A 25,955-nucleotide genomic window follows, 5' to 3' on the forward strand; every position below is an offset into this window, starting at 1 on the left:
GCGTTACTCCTCACAAAGGCTTGCGGTCATGTGCTGTCACTTGTCGTCGGAGAGTTGCGCCTCCAGCTCCTCGATCTGGCTCTGCGCGAGGTCCAGGAGCGAGAAGTCGGAGGGGGTGTGCCCGCCGGCGGCGGGGTCGTCGGTGTGGGCGGCGAGGCCGCCGAGCAGTTCGGTCCACGCCTGGCCGAGCCGGTCCAGCGCGTCGGTCCTGCCGCGGAGTTCGAGGGTCAGTTCGGGGCCGTGCGGTGTGTCCCGCAGCTCGGCGGTGGCCCGCACGGCGTGCACCGGAGGCCGGACGGCGGACGGCCGGGCGAGGGGCCGCCACGGCGCTCCGGTGTCCGGGGTGCGGCCGTGGTAGCCGAACGCGAGCGCGGGCGGGGCGAGAGCGGCGAGCCGGGGCGCGGTCCGGGGGTTGAGGTGGCGCAGCAGCCCGTATCCCAGTCCGTCGCCCGGCACCGCGCGCACCTGCTCCTTGACCGTCTTGAGCAAGTCCCCGGCCGCCGCGCCACCGGCCCGTGCCGAGCCGAGGTCGAGTCCGGCGAGCTCGACGCGTACGGGGATGTCGTGGGCGAACCGGCCGACCGTGCGCGACGGATCGACTCCGTCGACGGTCTGCCTGCCGGAGATCTCCAGGTCCATCACGGCGGCGGTGCCGTCCTCCACCACGGCGCCGACGAAGGCGGCGAGGACCACGTCCGACGGCTCGCAGTGGAACGTCTCCGGGGTTCGGTGGGTGAGTACGGCCGTGATCTCCGGAGCCAGCGACCAGGTGGCGCGGGCCTCGGGACCGCCGGGCGCGATCCGCTCGCCGGCCTCCGACCGCGCCGCCCAGCCGTCGAGTTCCTCGACCCGTGCCGCCGCTGTCGCCTGCTCGGCGAGCAGTCGCGCCCAGCGCCGGTACGACGTGCTCTCCGGCTCCAGCACGGGTTCCTGTCCGGCGGCCGCGGTCTCGTACGCCGTCCGCAGGTCGGACGTCAGGATCCGCCACGACTCGTCGTCCACGACCAGCTCGTGGACGACGACCACCAGCCTGCTCCGCGGGCCGGCGTCCGCCCACACCAGTCGGACCAGCTCGCCCGCGGCCGGGTCGAGTCGGGACGCGGCGTCGGCCACGGCGTGGTCGAGCGGTACGCCGGGGTCGGCCCGGTCGATCAGCCGGGCCGCGTCCGGTGCTCCCGGCTCGCCCACGACCAGGTCCTCGCCTATCCGGCAGCGCAGCATCGGGTGGGTGTCGAGCACCGCCCGCAGGGCACGGGCCAGCGCATCGCGGTCCAGGCCGGCGGGGACGGCAAGGGCCATCCACTGGGCGGGCACGGCCCCGTCGGCCAACGCGGTCCCGTTGGCCAACGCGGTCCCGTTGGCCGACACGCTCCCGTTGGCCGACGCGCTCCCGTCGACCGACGCGCTCCCGTCGACCGGCACAGCCCCGCCGACCCGCGCACCCTCACCGGCCAGCGCAGCCCCACCGACCGGCACAGCCCCTTCGGCCAGCACAGCCCCTTCGGCCGACACTGCCCCACCGGCCGACACTGCCCCGCCGACCGACGCTGCCCGCATGGCCGGTGTCCACGGCACCACGCCCGTCGCCGCCTCCTCGGCGGCGGCCGCTTCGGCGAGCAGGGCGAGCCGCTCGGGCGTCTTCTCGACGAAGACCTGCCGGGGCGTGAGCACGATGCCCTCGCGGCGGGCCCGCGAGGCGAGCTGCATCGAGGTGATCGAGTCGCCGCCGAGCGCGAAGAACGAGTCGTCGGCCCCCACCCGGTCCAGGCCGAGCACCTCCGCGAAGAGGCGGCACAGCAGCGCCTCGGCGGCGGTACGCGGGTCACGTCCGCCGGCGCGGCCCGCGAAGTCGGGGGCGGGCAGTGCGCGCCGGTCCAGTTTGCCGTTCGGGGTGAGCGGGAGGCGGTCCATCGGCACCAAGGCCGTCGGGACCATGTAGGCGGGCAGCCGCCGCTCGACGTGCTCGCGGAGTTCGGCCAGCAGGGCACCGGTGCCGCGGCGGGCGGCGGGGTCGTTGGTGACGGCCGCCGGCGGCGCCGGTGCGGGTGTGTAGACGTCCACCACGGCCGCGGACGCGGTGAGTCCGGTGCGGACGAACACGGCGTCGACCTCGTCCGGCGCGGTCGCCGACCAGGTCACGCCCACCCAGTAGCCGAGCCGGTCGCCGAGGTCGTACAGCTCCTCGATGTCCGGGGCGGTCACGCTCTCCCCGGACGCGGGCGGTACCCCCTCGTCGAGGGCGCGGGCCAGCTCGACCTCGTAGGCCACACGGGAGTTGGGTACGCCCGTCAGGCGCAGCCGTTCCGGGTGCGCGGAGGTCAGGTGGCGGGTCAGCCTGTCGAGGTCGCCGGCCTCCGTCCAGGTCAGCCGGGGTGCGTCGGCGACGGCCAGGGTGGTCGCGCCCGCCTTGCGCAGCACCACGTCGTAGCGGTGCCCGCTGAGCTCGTTGTGGTGCGAGGCGCGTTTGACCCGGATGTCGGCGCCGGCCGCGTCGGGCAGTGCGGTGGCGAGCGCGGCGAAGAACTCCGGGTCGACGAGCAGTTCCTTCTCGAGGGTGAGGTTCTGCTCGACGGCCCGGCGCAGGGTGAACACGTCCTGCTCGGTGGCGCGGGCGGTCTCGACGGCGGTCGCGAACGGCCGCAGCAGACGGTGGTTGCGCACATCGCCGACGAACACCGCGCCTCCGGGAACGACCAGCCGCAGCGCCCACTCCAGCACTCCCCGCAGGTAGCCGGCGTGGGGGAAGTACTGCACGACGGAGTTGAGCACGACGGTGTCGAAGTGCCCCTCGGGCAGTCCGTCGGTCTCGTCCGCGGCCTGCACCCGCAGCCGTACCTTCGCGGCCAGCTCCGGGTCCCGCTCGACCTGACGGCGCAGCTCGGCGACGACCGGCGCGGAGAAGTCCGTGGCCCAGTACTCCTCGCAGTCGGCGGCGAGTCGGGACAGCAGGAGCCCGGTGCCGACGCCGATCTCCAACACCCGGCGGGGCCGCAGCGCCCGGATCCGGTCCACGGTCCGTTCCCGCCACTCGCGCATCTCGGCGAGCGGGATGGGCTGTCCGTCGTAACTGCTGTTCCATCCGGCGAAGTTCTCGCCGAAGGCGGTGTCGGTGGGTTCCGCGTGCACGGTGTCGTACAGCACCTGCCACTCGCCGACCTGGTCGCGCGCGATCCGCTCGTCACGGCCCCGGTCGGCGGTGTCCGGCACGACGTATCCGATCAGCCGCCGCTCGCCGGGCGTGTCCTCTCGGGCGACGACCGCCGCCTGCGCCACGCCCGGGTGTCCGGCGAGCACGGCCTCGACCTCGCCCGGCTCGATGCGGTGCCCGCGCACCTTGACCTGCGTGTCCGCCCGCCCGACGAAGACGAGTTGGCCGTCCCGCGTCCAGCGGGCCAGGTCGCCGGTGCGGTACATCCGCTCGCCCGGGGTGAACGGGTCGGCCACGAACCGGGTGACCGTCAGCCCGCCGCGTCCCAGATAGCCGCGCGCGAGGCCCGCGCCGGCGACGTACAGCTCGCCGGTGACACCGGGCGGGACCGGTCGCAGGAAGGAGTCGAGGACGTAGGTGCGCCCGTTGGCGAGGGGCCTGCCGATCGGGACGACGTCCGCGCCCGGGGCCAGCGGCGGGCTCATCGACGCGCACACGGTGGTCTCGGTCGGGCCGTACGCGTTGATCATCCGTCGGCTGCCGGCCCAGCGGTCGGCCAGCGCGGGCGGGCACGCCTCGCCGGCGGCCACCAGCGTCCGCAGGCCGTCGGGGAGTTCGTCGGCGGTGGCCAGCGCGCTCGGCGGCACGGTCACGTGGGTGACGTCCCAGTGACGCAGCGCCTGGTCCAGCGACACCTGCGGGGGCAGGGTCTCGGCGGGCGCGACGATCGCGGCGGCGCCGGACAGCAGCGCCATCAGCAGTTCGGAGACCGCCGCGTCGAAGCCGAGGGAGGCCAGTTGCAGGACGCGCGCGTCGGGGCCGACCTCGAAGCGGTCGATCTGCGCGGCGGCGAGGTTGCCGAGGCCGGAGTGCGGGACCACGACGCCTTTCGGGGTGCCGGTGGAGCCCGAGGTGTACATGACGTACGCGGCCTGCTCCGGCTCCACCGGTACCGCGTCGAACGGCCGGATTCCCACGGCCGTGTCGTCGATCTCGTCGAGGACGACGATCCGTCCCGGGTAGTCCGCGGGCACGGCGTCCCGTGTGCGTGCCGTGCACAGGAGCAGCGGGGGTGCCGCGTCACGGAGGAGGTGGGCGATCCGGTCGGCGGGGTGCGCGGGGTCGACGGGGACGAAGGTGCCGCCGGCCCGTGAGATCCCGAGCAGCGCCACGACCATCTCCACCGAGCGTTCCACGAGCAGTGCCACCCGGGTCTCGGCGGCCACGCCGAGATAGCGCAGGTGGGCCGCCAGCCGCCCGGAGTCCCGCTCCAGCTCGGTGTAGGTCAGCTCACGGCCGGCCCCGACCAGGGCCGTGTTGCCGGGGGTGCGTGCGGCCTGGGCGCCGAACAGCTCCGGAAGGGAGGCCCGGTGCCGGCCGGGCGTGGCGGTGTCGTTCCACTCCCCCAGGACCAGGTCCCGTTCCGCCGCGCCGGTGACCTCCAGGCGTCCGACGGGGACCGACGGATCGGCGACCAGTTGCTCCAGGACCCGGACCAGGGCGGCGAGCAGTTCCTCCACGTCCCCGCGCTGGAAGGCGTCGGGCCGGTACACGAGGTCCCCGCGCACCCGCTCGTTCTCCAGGACGGCGACGAGGGTGAGCGGATAGTGGCCCGCGTCCTCGGGTGTCCCGGCGGGCCGGATGGACAGCGCGTCGGGGTCGCCCGAACTCAGCGGCGGGCGCGGGTAGTTCTCGTACACGACGAGCGTGTCGAAGGTGGCGGCGGGGCCGGCCAGCCGCTGGATCTCGGTGAGTCCCAGGTGCTGGTGGGACATCAGCGCGACCTGTCGTTCCTGGAGGTCCGTGAGCATCTCCAGCAGCGGCTGCGCGCCGTCGAGCCCGACCCGTACCGGCAGGGTGTTGATGAACAGCCCGATCATCGACTCGACGCCCGGCAGTTCGGTGGGGCGGCCGGCGACCGTGGTGCCGAACACCACGTCGGTGCGGCCGGTGAGCCGGGCCAGCAGGATCGCCCAGGCTCCCTGGAGCAGGGTGTTGAGGGTGAGGCTGTGTCCTCGGCCGAGGGCGACGAGCCTGCGGCCGAGTTCCTCGTCCAGTGCGTACGTCACGCGCTGCGGCTCGGCGGGCGCGGTGACCAGGTCGGCCGGGACCACCAGCGTCGGCTCGTCCACGGGGGCCAGTTCGGCCCGCCAGGCGGCGCGCGCGGCCTCCTTGTCCTGCCGGGCCAGCCACTCCAGGTAGGCACGGTAGGAGGTGGCGGGCGGCAGGGCGCGGGCATCGCCCCCGGCCTCGTAGAGCCGGGCGACCTCGCTCACCATCACCGGCAGCGACCAGCCGTCGGAGGCGATGTGATGGCTGGTGAACGCCAGCCGGTGCCGCCGCTCGGCGATCCGCACCAGCAGCACCCGCAGCAGCGGGGCCTCGGCGATGTCGAAGCGGTGTTCCTGGTCCTCGGCGGCCAGCCGCTCGAACGCCGCCAGCGCTTGGGCCTCCGGAAGGCCGGACACGTCCTCCGCGCGCCACGGGATCTCCACCTCGCGGGCGACGCTCTGCACGAACCGCCCGGACTCCAGCTGCCGGAACCCGGCCCGCAGCGTGGCGTGCCGTGCCACCACCGCCTGCCAGGCGGCCCGCAGCCTTGCCACGTCGAGCGTTCCGGTCAGCTCCAGCCAGCGCTGCCCCTCGTAGACGTCGGGGCCCTGCTCGTCGTACGCGGCATGGAAGAGGAGCCCTTCCTGCAGCGGCGACAGCGGCCATACGTCGGCGAGCGCGGGCACCGCCGTGTCGATCTCGGTGACTTCCTCCTGGGTGAGGTCGAGCAGCGGGAAGTCGGAGGGCGTGTGACCGCCGGCTGCCGGACCGGCGACATGGACGGCCAGCCCTTCCAGCATCGCCAGCCAGGCCCGCCCGAGGGCCTCGGCGTCGGCCGCGTCGAGCACCTCGGCGGCCCAGCTCAGGCTGAGGGTCAGCTCCGGCCCGTCCGGCGTGTCCCGTACGGCGGCGCCCGCCTCGATCACGTGCTTCACCGGCGTGTCGGGGTCGACGGATCCGCCGATGCCGGCCGTGGCCTGCCAGGGTTCGACGCCCTTGCCCGTGGGGGCGGCGGACCGGCCGAGGTAGTTGAAACCGATCTGCGGGACGGGGAGTTCGGCCAGGGCGGGCGCGGTCTGCGGGTTGAGGTGGCGCAGCAGCTCAAAGCCCAGCCCGTCACCCGGCAGGCCACGCACCTGCTCCTTCACGGCCTTCAGCAGCGCCCCCGCCACCGGACCGCCGGCCTGCGCGTCCGCGGTGTCGACGCCGGCGGTGTCCAGGCGCACGGGCTTGACGCCGGTGAACCAGCCGACCGTACGGGACAGGTCGACGCCGTCGAGCGCCTCCCGGCCGTGGCCCTCGATGTCGAGGAGCACGGCGGTGCCGGCGTCCTGCACGGACCGCTCCCGCCAGTGCGTGACTCCTCCGGCGAGGGTGGCGAGCAGCACCTCGTGGACGCCGCAGTGGAAGGCACCGGGGGCGCGGTTCACCAAGTTCTGGGCCTGCGCGGGCGCCAGGGTCCAGGTGGAGCGGCGTACGGTCGACGCGGTGTCGAGGGCGGGGTCGAGCGGCCGGGTGCCGATCGGGTGATCACCTTGGGCCAACAGCGCTGTCCAGGCGGTGAGTTCGGCGACCCGGCTGTCCTTGCGTGCCTCGGCGGCCAGCTTCTCCGCCCAGCGCCGGAAGGAGATCCCGACGGGCACGGGCTCGGGTCGCCGTCCGGATGCAGCGATCTCGCACGCGGCGTGCAGGTCGCTGAGCAGCACCGGCCAGGACACGGCGTCGACGGCCAGGTGGTGCACGGCCAGCACCAGCCGCCCGGTGTCCCGGCCGGCGTCGATCCACACGGCCTGTGCCATCACGCCGGACACGGGGTCGAGCCGGGAGACGGCGTCGTGGGCGGCGCTGTCGGCGAGTGCGTCCAGGTCCTCGGCACCACCGGTGGTGGCTGCGACACGGGTGATGATCCCGGCGGCCTCGACGCTCCCGCGCTCGGCCACGAACAGCCTGGGATCCGCCCCGGGTTCGACGCGGGCGCGCAGCATGTCGTGCGTGTCGAGGACGGCGCCGAGGCCGGCGGCCAGTGTCCGCTCTCCGAGTGCGGGCGGGGCGGCGATGACCGCCCACTGGGCGAGGCCGCCGGTCTCCACCGCGCGCGGGGCCCGGTCCCGCAGTGCCCGCATCACCGGCGTCCACCGCACCTCGCCCCCGGTGTCCTCCTCGGTCCCGGCGCTGTCGTCCGCGAGCCGTGCCACGGCGGCGATGGCGCCGGGTGTCTCACGCTCGAAGACGTCCTGGGCGCTGAAGACGATGCCCTTGCGGTTGCCCCGCGCGGCGAGCTGCATCGACATGATGGAGTCGCCGCCCAGCTCGAAGAAGCTGTCCTCCACGCCGACCTGCTCCAGATTGAGGACGTCGGCGAACAGCTCGCACACCAGCTTCTCCGCCGGGGTCCGGGGTTCGCGGCCGGTGCTGGCGGTGAACTCGGGTGCGGGCAGGGCCTTGTGGTCGACCTTGCCGTTGACGGTCAGCGGAAGGGCGTCCAGGACGACGAGGGCGGCCGGGACCATGTAGTCGGGGAGGATCGTGGCGAGTCGGTCACGCGTACGGTCCGGGTCCACGGCATCGCCGTCGGGGACGACGTACCCGATGAGCCGCTTTTCACCCGGCCGGTCCTCACGTACGACCACGACGGCCTGGGCGACTGCGGGCAGTTTCGCCAACGCGGCCTCCACCTCTCCGAGTTCGACCCGGAATCCGCGGATCTTCACCTGCGCGTCCGCGCGTCCCGCGAACAGCAGCTCGCCGTCCTCCGTCCAACGGGCCAGGTCACCGGTGCGGTACATCCGCTCGCCGTCCGCGAAGGGACAGGCCACGAACCGCTCGGCCGACAGCCCGGCCCGATTCAGGTATCCGAGGGCGAGTCCGGCGCCGGCGATGTACAGCTCACCCGCCACTCCCGGCGGCACCGGCCGCAGGAAGGCGTCGAGGACATACACCTGACGGTTGGTCAGCGGACGGCCGACCGGCAGCACTCGGTCCGTGTCCTTGCCGGGCTCCAGCAGATGCCAGGTGGCGCACAGGGAGATCTCGGTGGGGCCGTACAAGTGCCGTACGCGCACGTCGGGACAGGCCGCGCGGACCCGTTCCACTGCCTCCAGGGGTACGACATCGCCGCCGGTCAGGACCTCCCGCGCCCCGGAGAAGCAGCCGGGCGCCTCCTCCGCCAGCACCCGGAACAGCCCAGCGGTGACGTGCACATGCGTCACACCCCCGGCGACGTACGCCCGCACGGCCGCCGCGTCCACCGCCACGGACGGCTCGGCCACCACCACCCGCGCCCCGCTCGCCAACGGCACCCACACCTCGAACAGAGAGATGTCGAAGGCATGCGGGGCGTGGAACAGCACCGCGTCACCAGGACCGACACCCCAGCCGGACTCCCCCACCAACGCCGCCACACTCCCGTGCGGCACCGCCACACCCTTCGGCGTGCCCGTCGAACCGGACGTGTACATCACGTACGCGATGTCGTCCCCGGTCACCGCAACGGACGGAGCCTCGCCCTCGCCCTGCACGACCGCGTCAATGGTCAACGTCGGCGCGGCGTCCTCCAGGACGAACGCGATCCGCTCCGCCGGGTATGCGCTGTCCACCGGGACATAAGCGGCCCCCGCCTTCCACACCCCCAACAAGGCGGCGATCAGGTCGATCGACCGCTCCAGCCGCACCGCCACCCGATCGCCCCGGCCCACCCCACGAGCCCGGAGAGACACCGCCACCCGGTCCGAGGCCGCTTCGAGCTCCCCGTACGACACCTGCCGCTCGCCGTCGACGACCGCCACCGCATCCGGCGCCTGCGCCACCCGCGCACGGAACATCTCCAGCATCGAGGAACCCGGCGACCGGCCGTGCGTGGAGTTCCAGCCCTCCACCACCAGCCCGCGCTCCAGCGGACCCACGACGTCGACCCGTCCGACCGGCACCGAGGGATCGGCGACCATCTGCTCCAGAACCCGTTCGACCTGCCGGGCCACCTGGAGGGCCTCGTCGCGGTCGAAGAGGTCGGGCCGGTAGGTGACGTGGACCCGCATCCGGTCGCCGGGCATGATGCCGACCGCCAGGGGATAGCTGGTGCCCGCACGGGTGTTGACGCGTTCGACGGTCACTTCGTCGTCCGTCGCGGCGAGGCGGGACGGGCCGCCCGGGTAGTTCTCGAACATCAGCATGGTGTCGAAGACGGCGCCCGCACCGGACAGGGACTGGATCTCCGCCAGGCCGACGTGCTGATGAGCGAGCAGGGCCGACTGGCGGGCCTGAAGCCGTGTCAGCATCCGCACGACGCTTTCGTCGCCGTCGAGCCGTACCCGCACCGGCAGCGTGTTGAGGAACATGCCCACCATCGACTCCACGCCGGTCAGCTCGGGCGGGCGGCCCGCGACGGAGATGCCGAACACGACGTCCGTACACCGTGCGAGCCGGCTCAGCACCATGGCCCAGGCGCCCTGCGCGAGCGTGTTCAGGGTCAGTCCGTGCGCGCGGGCCATCGAGGTGAGGACGCGGGTCAGCTCCTCGGAGAGCTGCACCGAGTCGCCTTCCGTGGCCGCCGGTCCCCGGCCCGTGGTCAGGGACGCGATCAGCGTGGGCTCGTCGGCGCCCGCCAGCTCGGCCCGCCAGGCCGCATGTGCCGTCTCCTTGTCCTGCCGGGCGAGCCAGGCCAGATGGTCGCGGAAGGAGGGCGCCGGGCCGAGACCGGAGGCATCGCCGTCGGCGGCGTAGATCCGGGACGCCTCGTCGAGGGCGATCGGCGTGGACCAGCCGTCCAGCAGAATGTGGTGGGAGGTCAGGACGAGGCGGTGGCGTCGCTCGCCCAGCCGGACGAGGAGGAGCCGCAGCAGCGGGGCCCGCGTCAGGTCGAAGCGTTCGGCGCGTTCGCGTTCCGCCAGTGCCTCGGCCTCGGCGAGCGCCTCCGGCTCTGGGCGGTCGGACAGGTCGGCCTCGCGCCAGAGGGGTTCGGCCGCCCCGGTGACGGCTTGGACGCTGCGTCCGTCGGCGAGTTCGTGGAAGCTCACGCGGAGCATGTCGTGCCGGGCCACGAGGGCGTTCCAGGACCGGTGCAGGCGGTCGGCGTCCAGCGGGCCGGTCAGGTCGAGCACCCGCTGGGTCTCGTAGACGTCGGGGCCCCGGTCGTCGTAGGCCGTGTGGAAGAGCAGTCCCTCCTGGAGCGGGGAGAGCGGCCAGACGTCGGTGAGTCCGGGGACCGCGGTCTCCAGTTCCTCCACGTCCGACCGGGTGAGGGTGTGGAGCGGGAAGTCGGACGGGGTGTGGCCGCCCGCCGACGGGTCCGTGAGGTGGGTGGCCAGGCCGGTGAGGAGAGCGAGCCAGGTGCTGCCGAGCCGGTCCGCGTCGGCGGCGTCCAGGATGTTCTCGGCCCAGTTCAGAGTGAGGGTGAGCGACGGGCCGTCCGGCGTGTCGCGGACCACGGCGGCGGCCTCGACCGGGTGCAGCAGCGGCGTGTCGGGGTCGATGGAGCCGCCGGGGGCGGCCGGCCCGGCTGCCCCTTCGGTCGTGGGGGCGGGGAATCGGCCGAGGTAGTTGAAACCCACCTGGGGGGTGGGGAGTTGGGCCAGTACCGGGGCCGTGTCGGGGTTGAGGTGACGCAGCAGGCCGTAGCCGAGCCCGTCCCCCGGGACGGCCCGCGTCTGTTCCTTGACCGCCTTCAGCAGCGCTCCCGCCGCCGGTCCCCCGGCGAGCGCGTCCGCGATGTCGATGTCCGCCGTGTCGAGTCGTACGGGGTGGGAGTCGGCGAACCAGCCGACCGTGCGTGACAGATCCACGTCGCCGAGCGGTTCGCGGCCGTGGCCCTCGACATCGACCAGGACCACGCTGTCGGTACCGGACCGGGAGCGGACGACCGCGCCCGCCAGGGTGGCCAGCAGTGCCTCGTGGACACCGCAGTGGAAGGCGGCGGCGATACGGCCGATCAGGTCGTGGGCGGGTGCGCCGGACAAGGTCCAGGAGCGGTGCCGGAGGGTGCCGGCGGTGTCGCGGGCGGCGTCCAGCGGCCGTGCGCCGATCAGGGCGTCACCGTCACCGAGCAGCTCCCGCCACCCGTCCAGTTCCGCGATCCGGGCCTCGTCCCGGGCCTCGGTCCCCAGCAGCTGCGCCCAGCGTCGGAACGAGGTCCCCGCCGGGTCCAGGTCCGGGGCCCGGCCCGCGATCGCCGCCTCGCACGCGGCCCGCAGGTCCGGCAGCAGGATCCGCCACGACACGCCGTCCACCACCAGGTGGTGGACGACCAGGGCCAGTCGGCCGGTCCGCTCCGGTCCGGCGTCCGCCCAGACCAGCCGCACCATCGCGCCGGCCATCGGGTCCAGCCGGTCCGCCGCTTCCCGCGCCGCCCGCTCCACGGTCCGGTCCAGGTCCTCGTCACCGCGGACCTCGACGCGCGACACCAGCGCGGCCGGGTCCACGGACCCGCGCTCCGCGACCACGAGGGTCGGCGTGTCGGCCGCCACCCGGGCGCGCAGCATGTCGTGCGTGTCCAGCAGGCCCCGCAGTGCGACGGCCAGGGTCTCCTCCCCCAGCGCCGGCGGCGCCGCGACGACCGCCCACTGCGCGAATCCCGGTCGGGTGGCGGCGCGGCCGAGGGCGCGCATGACGGGTGTCCAGGGCAGTTCGCCTACGGCGTCCTCGGACGGGGTCGTGGCCCTCGCCGCGGCCGGCAGGGCGGCTTGCGCGAGCCTCTCCGGTGTGCGCAGATCGAAGACCTGACGTGGTGTCAGTACCAGGTCCGCGCGTCCGGCCCTGGCGACGACCTGCATCGAGGTGATCGAGTCACCGCCCAGGTGGAAGAAGTCGTCCTCGGCACCGACCCGTTCCAGGCCCAGCACCGCCGCGAAGGTCTCGCACAGCGTCCGCTCGGCGTCGGTGCGCGGTTCACGCCCCGTCACCCGGCCCGCGAAGTCCGGCGCCGGCAACGCCTTGTGGTCGACCTTGCCGTTGGCGGTCAGCGGCAGCGTGTCGAGCACGATCAGGGCGGCCGGGACCAGGTACTCGGGCAGCACCTTCGTCAGGCGCTCGCGCAGCAGCCCGGGGTCGACGTCCTCGCCGTCCGGGACGACGTATCCGACCAGCCGCTTCTCGCCGGGCCGGTCCTCGCGGGCGGTGACGATCGCCTGACCGATGCCGGGCTCAGCGGCCAGTGCCGCCTCCACCTCGGCCGGTTCGACCCGGAAGCCGCGGACCTTGACCTGGGCGTCGGCCCGGCCCACGAACACCAGCTCGCCGTCCGAGGTCCAGCGCACCAGGTCACCGGTCCGGTACATCCGCTCGCCGTCCGCGAAAGGACAGGCCACGAACCGCTCGGCCGACAGTCCGGTCCGGCCGAGATAGCCGTCGGCGAGTCCGGCACCGGCGAGGTACAGCTCACCCGTCACACCGGGGGCGACGGGGTGCAGGTAGGTGTCGAGGACGTAGACCCGACGGTTCGCCAGCGGCCGCCCGACCGGCAGCACCTGGGGGGTGTCCGCGCCCGGCTCCAGCAGATGCCAGGTCGCGCACAGCGACACCTCGGTGGGACCGTACAGATGCCGCACGCGCACCTCGGGGCAGGCCGCGCGCACCTGCCGCACGGCCCTGGCGGGCACGACGTCACCTCCGGTGAGCACCTCCCGCGCTCCCGTGAAGCAGTCGGGCGCCTCCTCGGCCAGCACCCGGAACAGCCCGGCGGTGACGTGCACATGGGTCACCCCGCCCGCGATGTGCTCCCGTACGGCCACCGCGTCCACTTCGGGTTCCGCGACCACGACCCGGGCGCCGCCCGCCAACGGCACCCACACCTCGAACAGGGAGATGTCGAAGGCGTGCGGGGCGTGGAACAGGACCGCGTCCCCGGGCCCCACCCCCCAGCCGGTCTCCCCCACCAGCGCCGCGACACTCCGGTGCGGCACGGCGACGCCCTTCGGCACGCCCGTCGAACCGGACGTGTACATCACGTACGCGATGTCGTCCCCGGTCACCGGTCCGGCAGCGGGCTCGCCGCCGCCGTCGAGGACCGACGGATCGTCGAGCGGCACCAGACGGGCCGGCACGTCGTCCGGTACGACAGCTCGCGTCCGCCCGGAGCACACGACGGCCGCCGGTTCGCAGTCCTTCAGCAGGAACGCGATGCGTTCGGCCGGGTATCCGGTGTCCACCGGCACGTACGCGGCGCCGGCCTTCCACACCGCGAGCAGCGTGACCAGCAGCTCGGCGGACCGCTCCAGCACCACGGCGACCCGGTCGCCCGCGCGTACTCCCCGGTCGGCCAGACGGCGGGCCAACCGGTCGGAGAGGGTGTGCAGTCGGGCGTACGTCAGTTCCCGCTCGCCGTCCGACACGGCGACGGCGTCCGGTGTCCGTGCCGCCTGTCGGGAGAAGAGCTCCGGCACGGACTCGGCCGGTGTCTCGGCCACGGTCGCGTTCCACTCGTCGACGACGCGAGTCCGCTCGCTCTCCCGTATCGCCTCGACGCGCCCCACGGGCTGCCGCGGGTCGGCCGCCAGCTGCTCCAGCACGCGGACGAGCCGGCCGAAGACGGCCTCGGCGGTCGCGCGGTCGAACAGGTCCGGACGGTAGTCGAGTTTGAACAGCATCCGGTCCTTGGGCACGGCGACGAGGGTCAGCGGGTAGTGGGCCGTCTCCTGGCCGGCGGCGAAGCGCAGGGTGAAGGCGTCGGGGGCGGCCGGTTCCTCGGGCGGCCGGGGGTAGTTCTCGAAGACGACGAGGGTGTCGAAGACCGCGCCCGCGCCGCCGACCCGCTGGATCTCGGCCAGGCCGAGATGCTGGTGCGCGATGAGTGCGGACTGGCGGGCCTGGAGTGCCTTCAGCATCTCCACCGCGGGCCGCTCACCGTCGAGTTCGACGCGCACGGGCAGCGTGTTGATGAACATGCCGATCATCGACTCGACGTCCGCGAGTCCGGCGGGGCGGCCGGCGACGGTGGCGCCGAAGATTACGTCCGTACGGCCGGTCAGCCGCGCCAGGACCATGGCCCAGGCGCCCTGGATCAGGGTGTTGACGGTGAGGCCGTGCAGCCGGGCCAGTCCGACCAGTTCGCTCGTCAGCTGCTCGGGGAGTTCGGCGATCAGGCTCTCGGGCAGGACGGGCGTACGGCCCGGGTCGGCGGCCACGACGAGCGTGGGCTCCTCGGCGCCGAGGAGTTCCGCCCGCCACGCCTCGTGTGCCGTGTCCTTGTCCTGGCGGCCGAGCCAGGCGAGGTAGTCGCGGTAGGAGCTGGGGGCAGGGAGTACGGAGGCGTCGCCGCCGGCGGCGTAGACCGCGGTCAGCTCCTGCAGCAGGACGGGCATCGACCAGCCGTCCATGATGATGTGGTGGCTGGTGACGATCAGCCGGTGCCGGTTCTCCGCCAGCCGGACCAGCAGCAGGCGGAGCAGGGGCGGTGCGGCCAGGTTGAAGCGCTGCGCCCGGTCCTCGGCCGCCAGGTCCGCGAGACGGGCCGCCGCCGTCTCCTCGTCCAGTTCCGAGAGGTCCTCCGTCCGCCAGGGCAGGTCCGCCTCGCGTGCGATGACCTGCACGGCCTCGCCCGACTTGCGGCGGCGGAAGCCCGCCCGCAGTACCGGGTGGCGGGCGAGCAGCGCCGCCCAGGACACGCGCAGCAGGTCGGCGTCGACGGGGCCGTCCAGGTCCAGGAGCCGCTGCCCTTGGTAGACGTCCGGTCCGTCGCTGTCGAAGGCCGCGTGGAACAGCAGGCCTTCCTGCAGCGGCGACAGCGGCCAGACGTCCTCGACCTGGGATCGGGTCATCGCGTAACTCCTCACAGAAGCGCGTGTCGGGCGGGCCCGCAGGCCGGTGCCGGGGCGGGTGACTACGGGTGCTCGTCGGCGAACTCGGCCTCGAGCTCGTCGACGTCGTCCTGGTCGAGGCGCAGGAGGGGGAAGTCGGACGCGGTGTGACCGCCGGCCGACGGGTCCGCGGTGTGCGCGGCCAGGCCGTCGAGCAGCCGTAGCCAGATCCGGCCGAGCTCGTCGACCGAGCCGGCGTCGAGCGGGCCGGCGGGGTGGCTCAACAACAGGGTGAGTTCGGGGCCTTCGGTGCTGTCGCGGATCACCGCGCCCGCGCCGAGCGCGTGCTTGACGGGCATGTCCGGGTCGTTCGCACCACCCAGGGCGGACGGTCCGGCGGGCTGCCAGGGGACCGCCTCGGAGGCGGGGGCGGGGAATCGGCCGAGGTAGTTGAAACCCACCTGGGGGGCGGGGAGTTGGGCCAGAAGCGGCGCCGTGTCGGGGTTGAGGTGACGCAGCAGGCCGTAGCCGAGCCCGTCCCCGGGGACGGCCCGCGTCTGTTCCTTGACCGCCTTCAGCAGCGCTCCCGCCGCCGGTCCCCGGGCCAGCGCGTCCGCCAGGTCGATGCCGGCCAGGTCGATCCGTACCGGGTGGACGCTGGTGAACCAGCCGACGGTCCGGGTCAGTTCCGCGCCGGCCACCGCCGTACGGCCGTGGCTCTCAACATCGACCAGAACGTCATGTTCTGTACCGCTGCGCCACTCTACGACGGCCGCGGCGAGCGTGGCGAGGAGCACGTCGTGGACACCGCAGTGGAAGACGCCCGGAGTGCGTCCGACGATCACCTCGGCCTGCGGTGCGGGCACGGTCCAGACATGGCGCTCCAGGGTGCCGGCGGTGTCACGCGCCGGGTCGAGTGCCGTTCGGCCGATCGGCGCGTCGCCGCCGCCGAGCACCGTTCGCCAGCCGTCCAGCTCGGCGAGCCGATTCTCGTGCCGGGCCTCGGTCTCCAGCAGCTCCGCCCAGCGCCGGAACGACGTTCCGGCCGCGCCCGGTTCCGCCGCCCGGCCCTGCGCGGCCGCCTCGTACGCGGCCCGCAGATCCGGCAGCAGGATCCGCCACGACACACCGTCGACGACGAGGTGGTGCGCGACGAGGACGAGCCGCCCCACCCGGCCCGGACCTGCGTCCACCCACACCAGCCGCACCATCACTCCGGCCGCCGGGTCGAGGCGCCCCGCAGCCGCCCGGGCGGCCCGCTCGACCGCCTCGTCCAGCTCGCCCGGTGCGGTGACCCGCAGCACGGAGATCAGCGTGGCCGGGTCGACGCCGCTCCGCTCCCCCACGACGAGCCTCGGCCCGTCCACGACCCGGGCACGCAGCATGTCGTGCGTGTCGAGCAGAACGCCGAGCCCTGCGGCGAGTGTCTCCGCGTCCAGCTCCGGTGGCGCCCCGACCACGGTCCACTGCGCGAATCCGGGACGGGCGGCAGCCGGGCCGGAGGCCAGGAGGGCGGGAGTGGGAGGCACGGGCCCCGAGCCGACGTCCCGAGCCGGCTCGCCGTCCGCCTCCAGCTGCGCCACGGCGGCGATCGCGGCGGGCGTCTCGTGCTCGAACACGTCCTGCGCGCTGAACACGACACCCCGGCGCGTGCCCCGCGCGGCGAGCTGCATCGACATGATGGAGTCACCGCCGAGCTCGAAGAAGCTGTCCTCCACCCCGACGTGGTCACGGCCCAGCACCTCGGCGAACAGTTCGCACACGAGCGCCTCGGCGGCGGTGCCCGGCGCACGGCTCGCGGAGCCCGCGAACTCGGGTGCGGGCAACGCCTTGAGGTCGACCTTGCCGTTGGCGGTCAGGGGCAGGGAGCCGAGCACGACGAGGGCGGCCGGCACCATGTACTCGGGCAGTGCGTCCGCCACCGCGGCACGCACGGCCTCGATGTCCGGTTCCTCGCCGCTCGGTACGAGATAGCCGGTCAGTCGCTTCTCGCCGGGCCGGTCCTCACGGGCCACGACGATCGCCTGGGCGACGGCGGGCTGCGCCGCCAACGCGGCCTCCACCTCACCGAGTTCGACGCGGAAGCCGCGGATCTTCACCTGGGCGTCGGCCCGGCCGACGAAGACCAGCTCGACGCCGGTGGTCCAGCGCACCAGGTCGCCGGTCCGGTACATCCGCTCGCCGTCCGCGAAGGGGCAGGCCACGAACCGCTCGGCCGACAGTCCGGTCCGGCCCAGATAGCCGTGGGCGAGTCCGGCGCCGGAGACGTACAGCTCACCGGTCACTCCGGGTGGCACGGGCTGCAGGAAGGGGTCGAGGACGTACACCTGCCGGTTGTTGAGCGGCCGGCCCAGCGGCAGCACGTCACCCTGTGCCTCACCGGGCTCGAACAGATGCCAGGTGGCGCACAGGGAGACCTCGGTGGGGCCGTACAGGTGCCGGACGCGCACGTCTGGGCAGGCCGCGCGGACCCGCTCCACCGCGTCCAGCGGTACGACATCGCCGCCGGTGAGCACTTCGTGGACGCCGTCGAAGCAGTCGGGCGCCTCCTCCGCCAGCACCCGGAACAGCCCGGCAGTGACGTGCACATGCGTCACACCCCCGGCGATGTGCGCCCGCACGGCCGCGGCGTCCACCGCCACGGACGGCTCGGCGACCACCACCCGCGCCCCGCTCGCCAACGGCACCCACACCTCGAACAACGAGATGTCGAAGGCATGCGGAGCATGGAACAACACCGCGTCACCAGGACCGACACCCCACCCGGTCTCCCCCACCAACGCCGCCACACTCCCGTGCGGCACCGCCACACCCTTCGGCGTGCCCGTCGACCCGGACGTGTACATCACGTACGCGATGTCGTCCCCGGACGTCTCCGCCGCTTCCGGGTCGCCGTCGGTGCTGAGGACGGAGGAGCCGTCGAGGGTCACGACCGGCGTGCAGTCCTCCAGCACGAACGCGACCCGCTCCGCCGGATAGGCGCTGTCCACCGGGACGTAGGCAGCGCCCGCCTTCCACACTCCCAGCAGGGCACCGATCAGGTCGGTCGACCGTTCCAGCCGCACCGCAACCCGGTCGCCCCGGCCCACCCCACAGTTCCGCAGACCGGCCGCCACCCGGTCCGAGGCCGAGTCCAGTTCGCCGTACGACACCTGCCGCTCACCGTCGACGACCGCCACCGCATCCGGCGCCTGCGCCACCCGCGCACGGAACATCTCCAGCACCGAGGAGCCCGGCGGGACGTCACCGGCGGTGGCGTTCCAGCCCTCCACCACCAGCCCGTGTTCCAGCCGCCCCACAAGGCCGATCCGGCCCACGAGCACGGACGGGTCGGAGACCAACTGCTGCAGCACCCACTCCAGCCGGCCCGGCAGGTCCTGGGCCACGTCGGCGTCGATCGCGTCGGGCCGGTAGGTCACGTGGAGCTTCATCGGACTGCCCGGCATCACGCCGAGGGTCAGCGCGTAGTGGGTCGCCTGCCGGCCCTCCAGATGCGTGAAGGCGAGCGCTCCGGGCGCCGGTGCCTCCTCGGGCGGCAGGGGGTAGTTCTCGAACATCAGCATGGCGTCGAACACGGCGCCCGGTCCGCCCACCCGCTGGATCTCGGGCAGGCTGAGGTGCTGGTGGGGCAGGAGCGCGGACTGCCGGGCCTGAAGATCGGTCAGCAGGCGCAGCACAGGCTGGTCGGCGTCGAGACGGACCCGTACCGGCACGCTGTTGATGAACAGGCCCACCATCGATTCCACACCGGGGAGTTCGGCGGGCCGGCCGGCGACGGTCGCGCCGAACACGACGTCCGTGCGGCCCGTCAGCCGGGACAGGAGCATCGCCCAGGCGCCCTGTATCACGGTGTTGACGGTCAGGCCGTGGCGGCGGGCCAGGCTGGTCAGGGCGTCCGAGAGTTCGTCGGAGAGGGTCAGTTCCCGGCTCTCGGGGAGCACGGAGGCGTGGTCCGCGACGGCGGGGGCGACGAGGGTGGGGCCGTCGGCGTCCGCGAGCTCGACGCGCCATGCCTCGCCGGCGCTCTCCTTGTCCTGCCGGGACAACCAGGCCAGGTGGTCCCGGAAGGTGGGCGCCGGGCCGAGGACCGAGGCGTCCCCGCCGGCGGCGTACACGGCGGCGAGCTCGGTGAGCATGACCGGCATCGACCAGCCGTCCAGCAGGATGTGGTGGGAGGTCATGACGGTCCAGTGCCGCTCGGCGGTCAGCCGGACGAGCAGCAGCCTGAGCAGGGGTGCCTTGGCGAGGTCGAACCGTTCCGCGCGCTCCTCCGCGGCCAGCCGCCGTACCTCGGCGAGCGCTTCCTCCTCGGTCAGGTCCGTGTCCGACAGGTCTGCTTCGCGCCAGCGCAGCGCGACCTCGCGCGGGATGAGCTGCACGGTCCGGCCCGACTTGCGTCGGTGGAAGCTGGCCCGCAGGGCGGCGTGCCGGTTCAACAGGGCCCGCCAGGAGGCGCGCAGCCGGGCGGCGTCGACGTGCCCGCTCAGCAGGTCGGTGCGCTGGATGGTGTAGAGGTCGGGCCCCTGCCCGCCGTACTCGGCGTGGAAGAGCAAACCTTCCTGCAACGGAGAGAGCGGCCATACCTCGGCGAGCGCCGAGCCGTGGACCGGGGTTGTGGACGTCACCGGGAGAGCCCTCCTTCGAGGTCCGCTGCGATCGCTTCGAGCTGCTCGACCTCGTCCTGGTCCAGGTCCAGCAGGGGGAAGTCGGACGGTGTGTGGCCGCCGACCGCCGGGTGGTCCGAGTGGGCGGCCAGCCCTCGCAGGAGCGCCAGCCAGATCCGGCCGAGGGACTCCACGGCACCGTCCGCGAGCACCCGTGCGGGACGGCTGAGGGTGAGGGTCAGTTCGGGGCCGTGGCGGGTGTCGCGGACCACGGCACCCGCCTCCAGGGCGTGCGGCACGGGCATGTCCGGGTCGTCGGAGCTGTACAGGGCCCGCGCGGTGGCGGGCTCCCAGGGCACGGCGCCGCCCGCGCGGGCGGTTCCGCCGAGGCCGCCGGCCCGGGCGTCGAAGCGGCCCAGGTAGTTGAAGCCGATCTGGGGTACGGGCAGTTCGGCCAGGACCGGTGCGGTCGCGGGGTTGAGGTACCGCAGCATCCCGTAGCCCAGCCCGTCACCGGGCACGGCACGGATCTGTTCCTTGACGGTTTTCAGCAGCTGCCCCGCGGCCGTCTCGCCGTCCAGCGCCCGGAACATGTCCACGCCACGCACGTCGAGCCGTACCGGGTGCGCGCTGGTGAACCAGCCGACGGTCCGGGAGAGATCGACGCCGCCGAGTGACGTACGGCCGTGGCTCTCCACGTTCACCAGGACCGGTGCGTACGCGTCGTCGCGCCAGTGGGCGACGGCTCCCGCCAGCGTGGCGAGCAGGATGTCGTGGACACCGCAGTGGAACAGGGCGGCCGTCCGGCCGACGAGGGTGGCGGTGTCGTTGTTGCGCAGGGTCCAGGAGGTGTGGCGTACGGTCGCCGCCGTGTCCCGGGCCGGGTCGAGGGGCGGGACGCCGGGCAGCGGGGTGACGTGCCGCAGCAGTGCGGCCCAGGCGGGCAGTTCGGCGACCCGGTGGTCGCGGTGCGCCTCCGCCGCGAGCAGTCGGGTCCAGCGTCCGTACGAGGTGGCGACCGGCGCGGGACGCGGGGCGAGGCCGGCCGTGGCGGCGTCGTACGCCTGCTTCAGGTCCGGCACCAGGATCCGCCACGACACCCCGTCGACGGCGAGGTGGTGCACGGCGAGGACCAGCCGCCCGGCTCGTTCGCCTCCCGCGTCCAGCCATACGGCGCGGACCATCGCCCCGGCCGCCGGGTCGAGCCGGCGCACGGCGTCGCGGGCGGCTGATTCGGTGGCGTCGGCGAGTCCTTCGGGAGTTCCCGTCGCGTCCACCCTGGCCAGGAGGCCCGCGGTGGCCACGGAGTCGTCGGCTCCGACGACCAGTCGGGGCCCGGCGGCCGCGTCCGTCACCCGGGAGCGGAGCATGGCATGGGTGTCGACGAGGGCGGCGAGAGCGGTGGCGAGGGCGTCCTGACGGAGTCCGGGCGGTGTCGTGAGGATCGTCCACTGCGCGAACGTGCCTCCGGTGACCCGCTCGCCGAGGAGATGAGCGGCCGGCGTCCAGGGCACCTCGCCTCCACGGTCGTCGACGTCGGCGCCCCGGTCGCCGGTGCCGGCGGGCCGGGCGACGAGAGCGAGCCGCTCGGGGGTCTTCTCCTCGAAGATCTGCCGGGGAGTGACGACCAGTCCCGCCTGCCGGGCCCGGGTGACGAGTTGCAGCGAGGTGATGGAGTCGCCGCCGAGCACGAAGAAGCTGTCGTCGGCGCCGACCCGGTCGAGTCCGAGCGTCTCGGCGACGGCGGTGCAGAGGAGCTCCTCCGCGGGAGTCCTGGGCGCCCGGCCGACGGCTCCGGCGGCGAAGTCCGGCGCCGGCAGGGCCTCGCGGTCCAGCTTGCCGTTCGGGGTCAGGGGCAGCTCGTCGAGCAGCACCACGGCCGCCGGCAGCATGTAGTCGGGGAGCACGCGGGAGGCGTGGGAGCGCACGGCCGCGGGGTCCGGCCGGCGCCCCGCCACGGGCACGGCGTAGCCGATCAACCGGGTTTCGTGGACGGCGGCCACCGCCTGCCCGACCTCCGGGTGACCGCAGAGGGCGGCCTCGACCTCGCCCAGTTCGATGCGGTGCCCGCGCAGCTTCACCTGCTCGTCGGCCCGGCCGACGAACACCAACTCGCTGCCGTGGGTGCGCCGCACCAGGTCACCGGTGCGGTACATCCGCCCGCCCCGGGTGTGCGGGTCGGCGACGAATCGCTGGGCGGTGAGGCCCTGCCGATGGAGGTAGCCACGGGCCAGTCCGGTGCCGGTCACGTACAACTCGCCCGTCACGCCCGGCGGCACGGGACGCAGGAATCCGTCCAGGACATGGACGCCGGAGCACGCGATCGGGCGGCCGATCGTCAGCGCGCCCGTGCCGTCCAACGGTGCGGTGACGGTGGAGACGACGGTCGCCTCGGTGACGCCGTACTCGTTGTGCAGGTCGCAGCGGGCCGCCCAGCGCCGCCTGGTGTCTGCGGGCAGAGCGTCGCCGCCGCTCACCAGCACGCGCAGCGCGGGCAGTTCACGGTCCGGGAGATGGGTGAGCTGGACGGCGGGCATCACGGCGTGGGTGATGCGGTGGTCGGCCAGCAGGTCGCCGAGCTCGTCGCCGGTGGTGTGCCCGCCCGGCGGTGCCAGCACCACACGTCCGCCCGCGCACAGCGTCGGCCAGATGTCCGCCATCGACACGTCGAAGCTCGGCGACACCAGCTGCACGAGACGGGTGTCCGTGCCGATGCCGTACCGCCCGATCCGGTCGGCGACCAGATTCCGCAGCCCGCCCCAGGTGACGGCGGCGCCCTTGGGGGTGCCGGTCGATCCGGAGGTGTGGATGACGTACGCGATGTGGTCTGCGTCCGGGGTCGCGAGGGGGTGCCCGGCGGTGTCCTCCGACGGTGAGTCCTCGTCCAGCACGACCACCACACCCGTGAACCCCTCCGGCACCAACTCCCGGGTCCGCGCCGTGCACAGCAGCACTTCGGGCGCGGCGTCGGCGAGCACGAAGGCGATGCGGTCGGCGGGGTGGTCGGGGTCGACGGGGATGTACACGCCGCCCGCGAGTGCGATGCCGAGCAGACCGGTGATCAGTTCCGTCGAGCGGGGCGCCAGGACGGCCACCCGCGTGTCGGGGCCGACGCCGCGCGCGGACAGATGGTGTGCCAGGCGCGTGGTCTCACGGACCAGCTCGGCGTACGTCAGCTCGTGACCGGCCGCGACGAGGGCGGTGGCCTCGGGAGTACGCGCCGCCTGCTCGGTGAAGCGGCGGGGTGGGAGAGGGGAGGCGGTCGCGTCCGTGTGTGCTTCGGCGGCGTCCGGCGGCAGGGCGTCGGCGGCGACGCCGGGGACGTCCAGTCGGCCCACCGGAATCGACGGATCCGCGAGCATCTCCTCCAGCACCCGCGCCAGGCCATGGGCGAGGCCCTGGGCGTCCGCCTCCGAGAACACGGCGAGCCGGTGAGCGAGGCGAACCTGAAGGCGGTCGGTGAGGACGACCCCCAACGTGAGCGGGTAATGGGTGCCCTCAACTGTCGAGACGTGGTCCGTCCGAAGGCCGTCGAAGGACTCGGCGGAGCCGACCGCGCGGGGGTAGTTCTCGAAGACGAGAACCGAGTCGAACGCGGAGCGGGACCCGGTGAGCTTCTGCAGTTCGGAGAGCCCCACGTGGTGGGAGCCCAGCAGCGCGGACTGGCGTGCCTGCAGCGCGGTCAGCATCTCCAGCACCGGCTGCCCGCCGTCGAGCGGGACCCGCACGGGCACGGTGTTCATGAACACCCCGACCATGCCCTCGACGCCCGGCAGTTCGGTGGGCCTGGCCGCGACCGGCGCCCCGAAGACGACGTCGGTCCTGCCCGTGAGCCGCGACAGCACCAACGCCCAAGCGCCTTGCAGCAGCGTGTTGACCGTCAGCCCTCTGCCCCGCGCGAAGGTGACCAGGCGGGTGGTGAACTCCTCCGGGAACACTCGGGTCACGAAGCCGGCATCGGCCGAGTCCTTCGCCCTCTCCAGTGGATCGACGAGGGTGGGTTCGTCCACCTCGTCGAGCTCGGCCCGCCACGCCGCGAGGGCCGCCGCCCTGTCCTGGCGGGCGAGCCACGCCAGATGGTCCCTGAAGGAGGGGGCCGGGCCGAGCCCGGAGCCGTCGCCGCCTGACGCGTACAGCGCGGAGACCTCATCGAGGACGACGGACATGGACCAGCCGTCGAAGAGGATGTGGTGGGTGACGACGATGAGCCGGTGACACTCGTCGGAGAGCCGGACGAGGACCAGCCGCAGCAGCGGGGGCCGGGCCGGGTCGAAGCGCTCCCTCTGCTCCTGCGCGGCCGTCTCGTCGAGCCGCGCCACGGTCTCCCGTGCACCGAGCCCGGAGAGATCGACCTCCCGCCACGGGATTTCCACGCCCGCCACGACAGCCTGGACCAGCCGGCCCGAGGCGAGCCGGTGGAAGCCCGCCCGCAGGGTCGCGTGCCGAGCCGCCACACCCTGCCAGGCCGCCCTCAGCCGGCCGACGTCCAGCGGCCCGCGCAGTTCCAGGGTCCACTGACCCTCGTAGACATCGGGACCCTGTTCGTCGTACGCGGCGTGAAAGAGCAGTCCCTCTTGCAGCGGCGTGAGCGGCCAGGTCTCGGCAAGCCCGGGAACCAGGACCTCCAACTCGGCCGACTCGTCCTCGGTGAGGTCCACGAGGACAGGGCCGCTCTGCACGGCCGCCTCGGCAGGGACCGCCTCCAGCTGTGCCACGGCGGCGATCGCGGCGGGCGTCTCGTGCTCGAACACGTCCTGCGCGCCGAACACGACGCCCCGGCGCGTGCCCCGCGCGGCGAGCTGCATCGACATGATGGAGTCGCCGCCCAGCTCGAAGAAGCTGTCCTCCACCCCGACGTGTTCACGGCCGAGGACCTCCGCGAACAGGGCGCAGAGGAGCTTCTCCGCCGGGGTCCGGGGTTCGCGGCCGGTGGCGGGGTTGAACTCGGGTGCGGGCAGCGCCTTGTAATCGACCTTGCCGTTGACGGTCAGCGGAAGGGCGTCCAGGACGACGAGGGCGGCCGGGACCATGTAGTCGGGGAGGGTCGTGGCGAGCTGCGCGCGTATCCGGTCCGGGTCCACGGGATCGCCGTCGGGGACGACGTACCCGATGAGCCGCTTTTCACCCGGCCGGTCCTCACGTACGACCACGACGGCCTGGGCGACGGCGGGCTGCGCCCTCAACGCGGCCTCCACCTCACCGAGTTCGACCCGAAATCCGCGGATCTTCACCTGCGCGTCCGCGCGCCCCGCGAACAGCAACTCGCCGTCCTGCGTCCAACGGGCCAGGTCCCCGGTGCGGTACATCCGTCCGCCGCGCGTGTGCGGGTCGGCCACGAACCGTTCGGCGGTGAGAGCGCCCCTGCCCAGATACCCGCGGGCGAGCCCGGCACCGGCGAGGTACAGCTCACCCGTCACACCGGGGCCGACCCGCCGGAGCGAATCGTCGAGCACATAGACCTGACGGCCGGTGAGGGGACGGCCCATCGGCAGCGCCCGACCGGTGGCTTCGCCGGGCTCGACGAGGTGCCAAGTGGCGCACAGAGCCGCTTCCGTCGGGCCGTACAGGTGTCGGACGCGCACGTCTGGGCTGGCCGCGCGGACCCGCTCCACCGCCTCCAGCGGCACGACATCGCCGCCGGTCAGGACCTCCCGCGCCCCCGAGAAGCAGTCGGGCGCCTCCTCCGCCAGCACCCGGAACAGCCCAGCGGTGACGTGCACATGCGTCACACCCGCGGCGATGTACGTCCGCACGGCCGCCGCGTCGACCGCCCTGCCCGGCTCGGCGACCACCAGCCGGGCACCGCTCGCCAACGGCACCCACACCTCGAACAACGAGATGTCGAAGGCGTGCGGGGCATGGAACAGCACCGCGTCACCAGGACCGACACCCCACCCGGTCTCCCCCACCGACGCCGCCGCGCTCGCGTGCGGCACCGCCACACCCTTCGGCGTGCCCGTCGACCCGGACGTGTACATCACGTATGCGATGTCGTCCCCGGACGTCTTCACCGTCTCGGGTTCGCCCACGGCCGTGAGAACCGAGGAGTCGTCGATCGTCACGACCGGCGCGCAGTCCCTCAGCACGAACGCGATCCGCTCCGCCGGATAGGCACTGTCCACCGGGACGTAGGCAGCGCCCGCCTTCCACACCCCCAACAAGGCGGCGATCAGGTCGATCGACCGCTCCAGCCGCACCGCCACCCGATCGCCCCGGCCCACCCCACGAGCCCTGAGAGACACCGCCACCCGGTCCGAGGCCGCTTCGAGCTCCCCGTACGACACCTGCCGCTCGCCGTCGACGACCGCCACCGCATCCGGCGCCTGCGCCACCCGCGCACGGAACATCTCCAGCACCGAGAAGGGCGCTGTCACCGACGTGCCGTTCATGTCTCCCCCTTCGACTGACGACCGCTTCTCGGGCTGC

At 73.6% G+C, this 25,955-nt stretch carries 3 protein-coding genes; all 3 read right to left on the reverse strand.

All coding sequences use genetic code 11. The features are described 5' to 3' along the window. Positions 1-36: 36 nt before the first annotated feature. The 3 genes from ACGFW6_RS02015 to ACGFW6_RS02025 all read right to left on the reverse strand — a co-directional run bounded on the left by ACGFW6_RS02015 (position 37) and on the right by ACGFW6_RS02025 (position 25,918). Positions 37-14,946, reverse strand: coding sequence for an amino acid adenylation domain-containing protein (locus ACGFW6_RS02015; protein ID WP_393503502.1), 14,910 nt, complete (start codon positions 14,944-14,946; stop codon positions 37-39). Positions 14,947-15,008: 62 nt separating this feature from the next. Further along, the gene (locus tag ACGFW6_RS02020; protein ID WP_393503505.1) at positions 15,009-19,550 is read right to left on the reverse strand and encodes an amino acid adenylation domain-containing protein; all 4,542 of its coding nucleotides are present in this window, start codon (positions 19,548-19,550) and stop codon (positions 15,009-15,011) included. Further along, positions 19,547-25,918, reverse strand: a complete 6,372-nt coding sequence (locus ACGFW6_RS02025) for an amino acid adenylation domain-containing protein (protein ID WP_393503508.1) — start codon at positions 25,916-25,918, stop codon at positions 19,547-19,549. The genes ACGFW6_RS02020 and ACGFW6_RS02025 overlap by 4 nt, the downstream gene beginning before the upstream one ends. Between the last annotated feature and the right edge of the window lie 37 nt (positions 25,919-25,955).

This window comes from Streptomyces sp. Y7 (assembly GCF_043195415.1).
Taxonomy (GTDB): Bacteria; Actinomycetota; Actinomycetes; order Streptomycetales; family Streptomycetaceae; genus Streptomyces.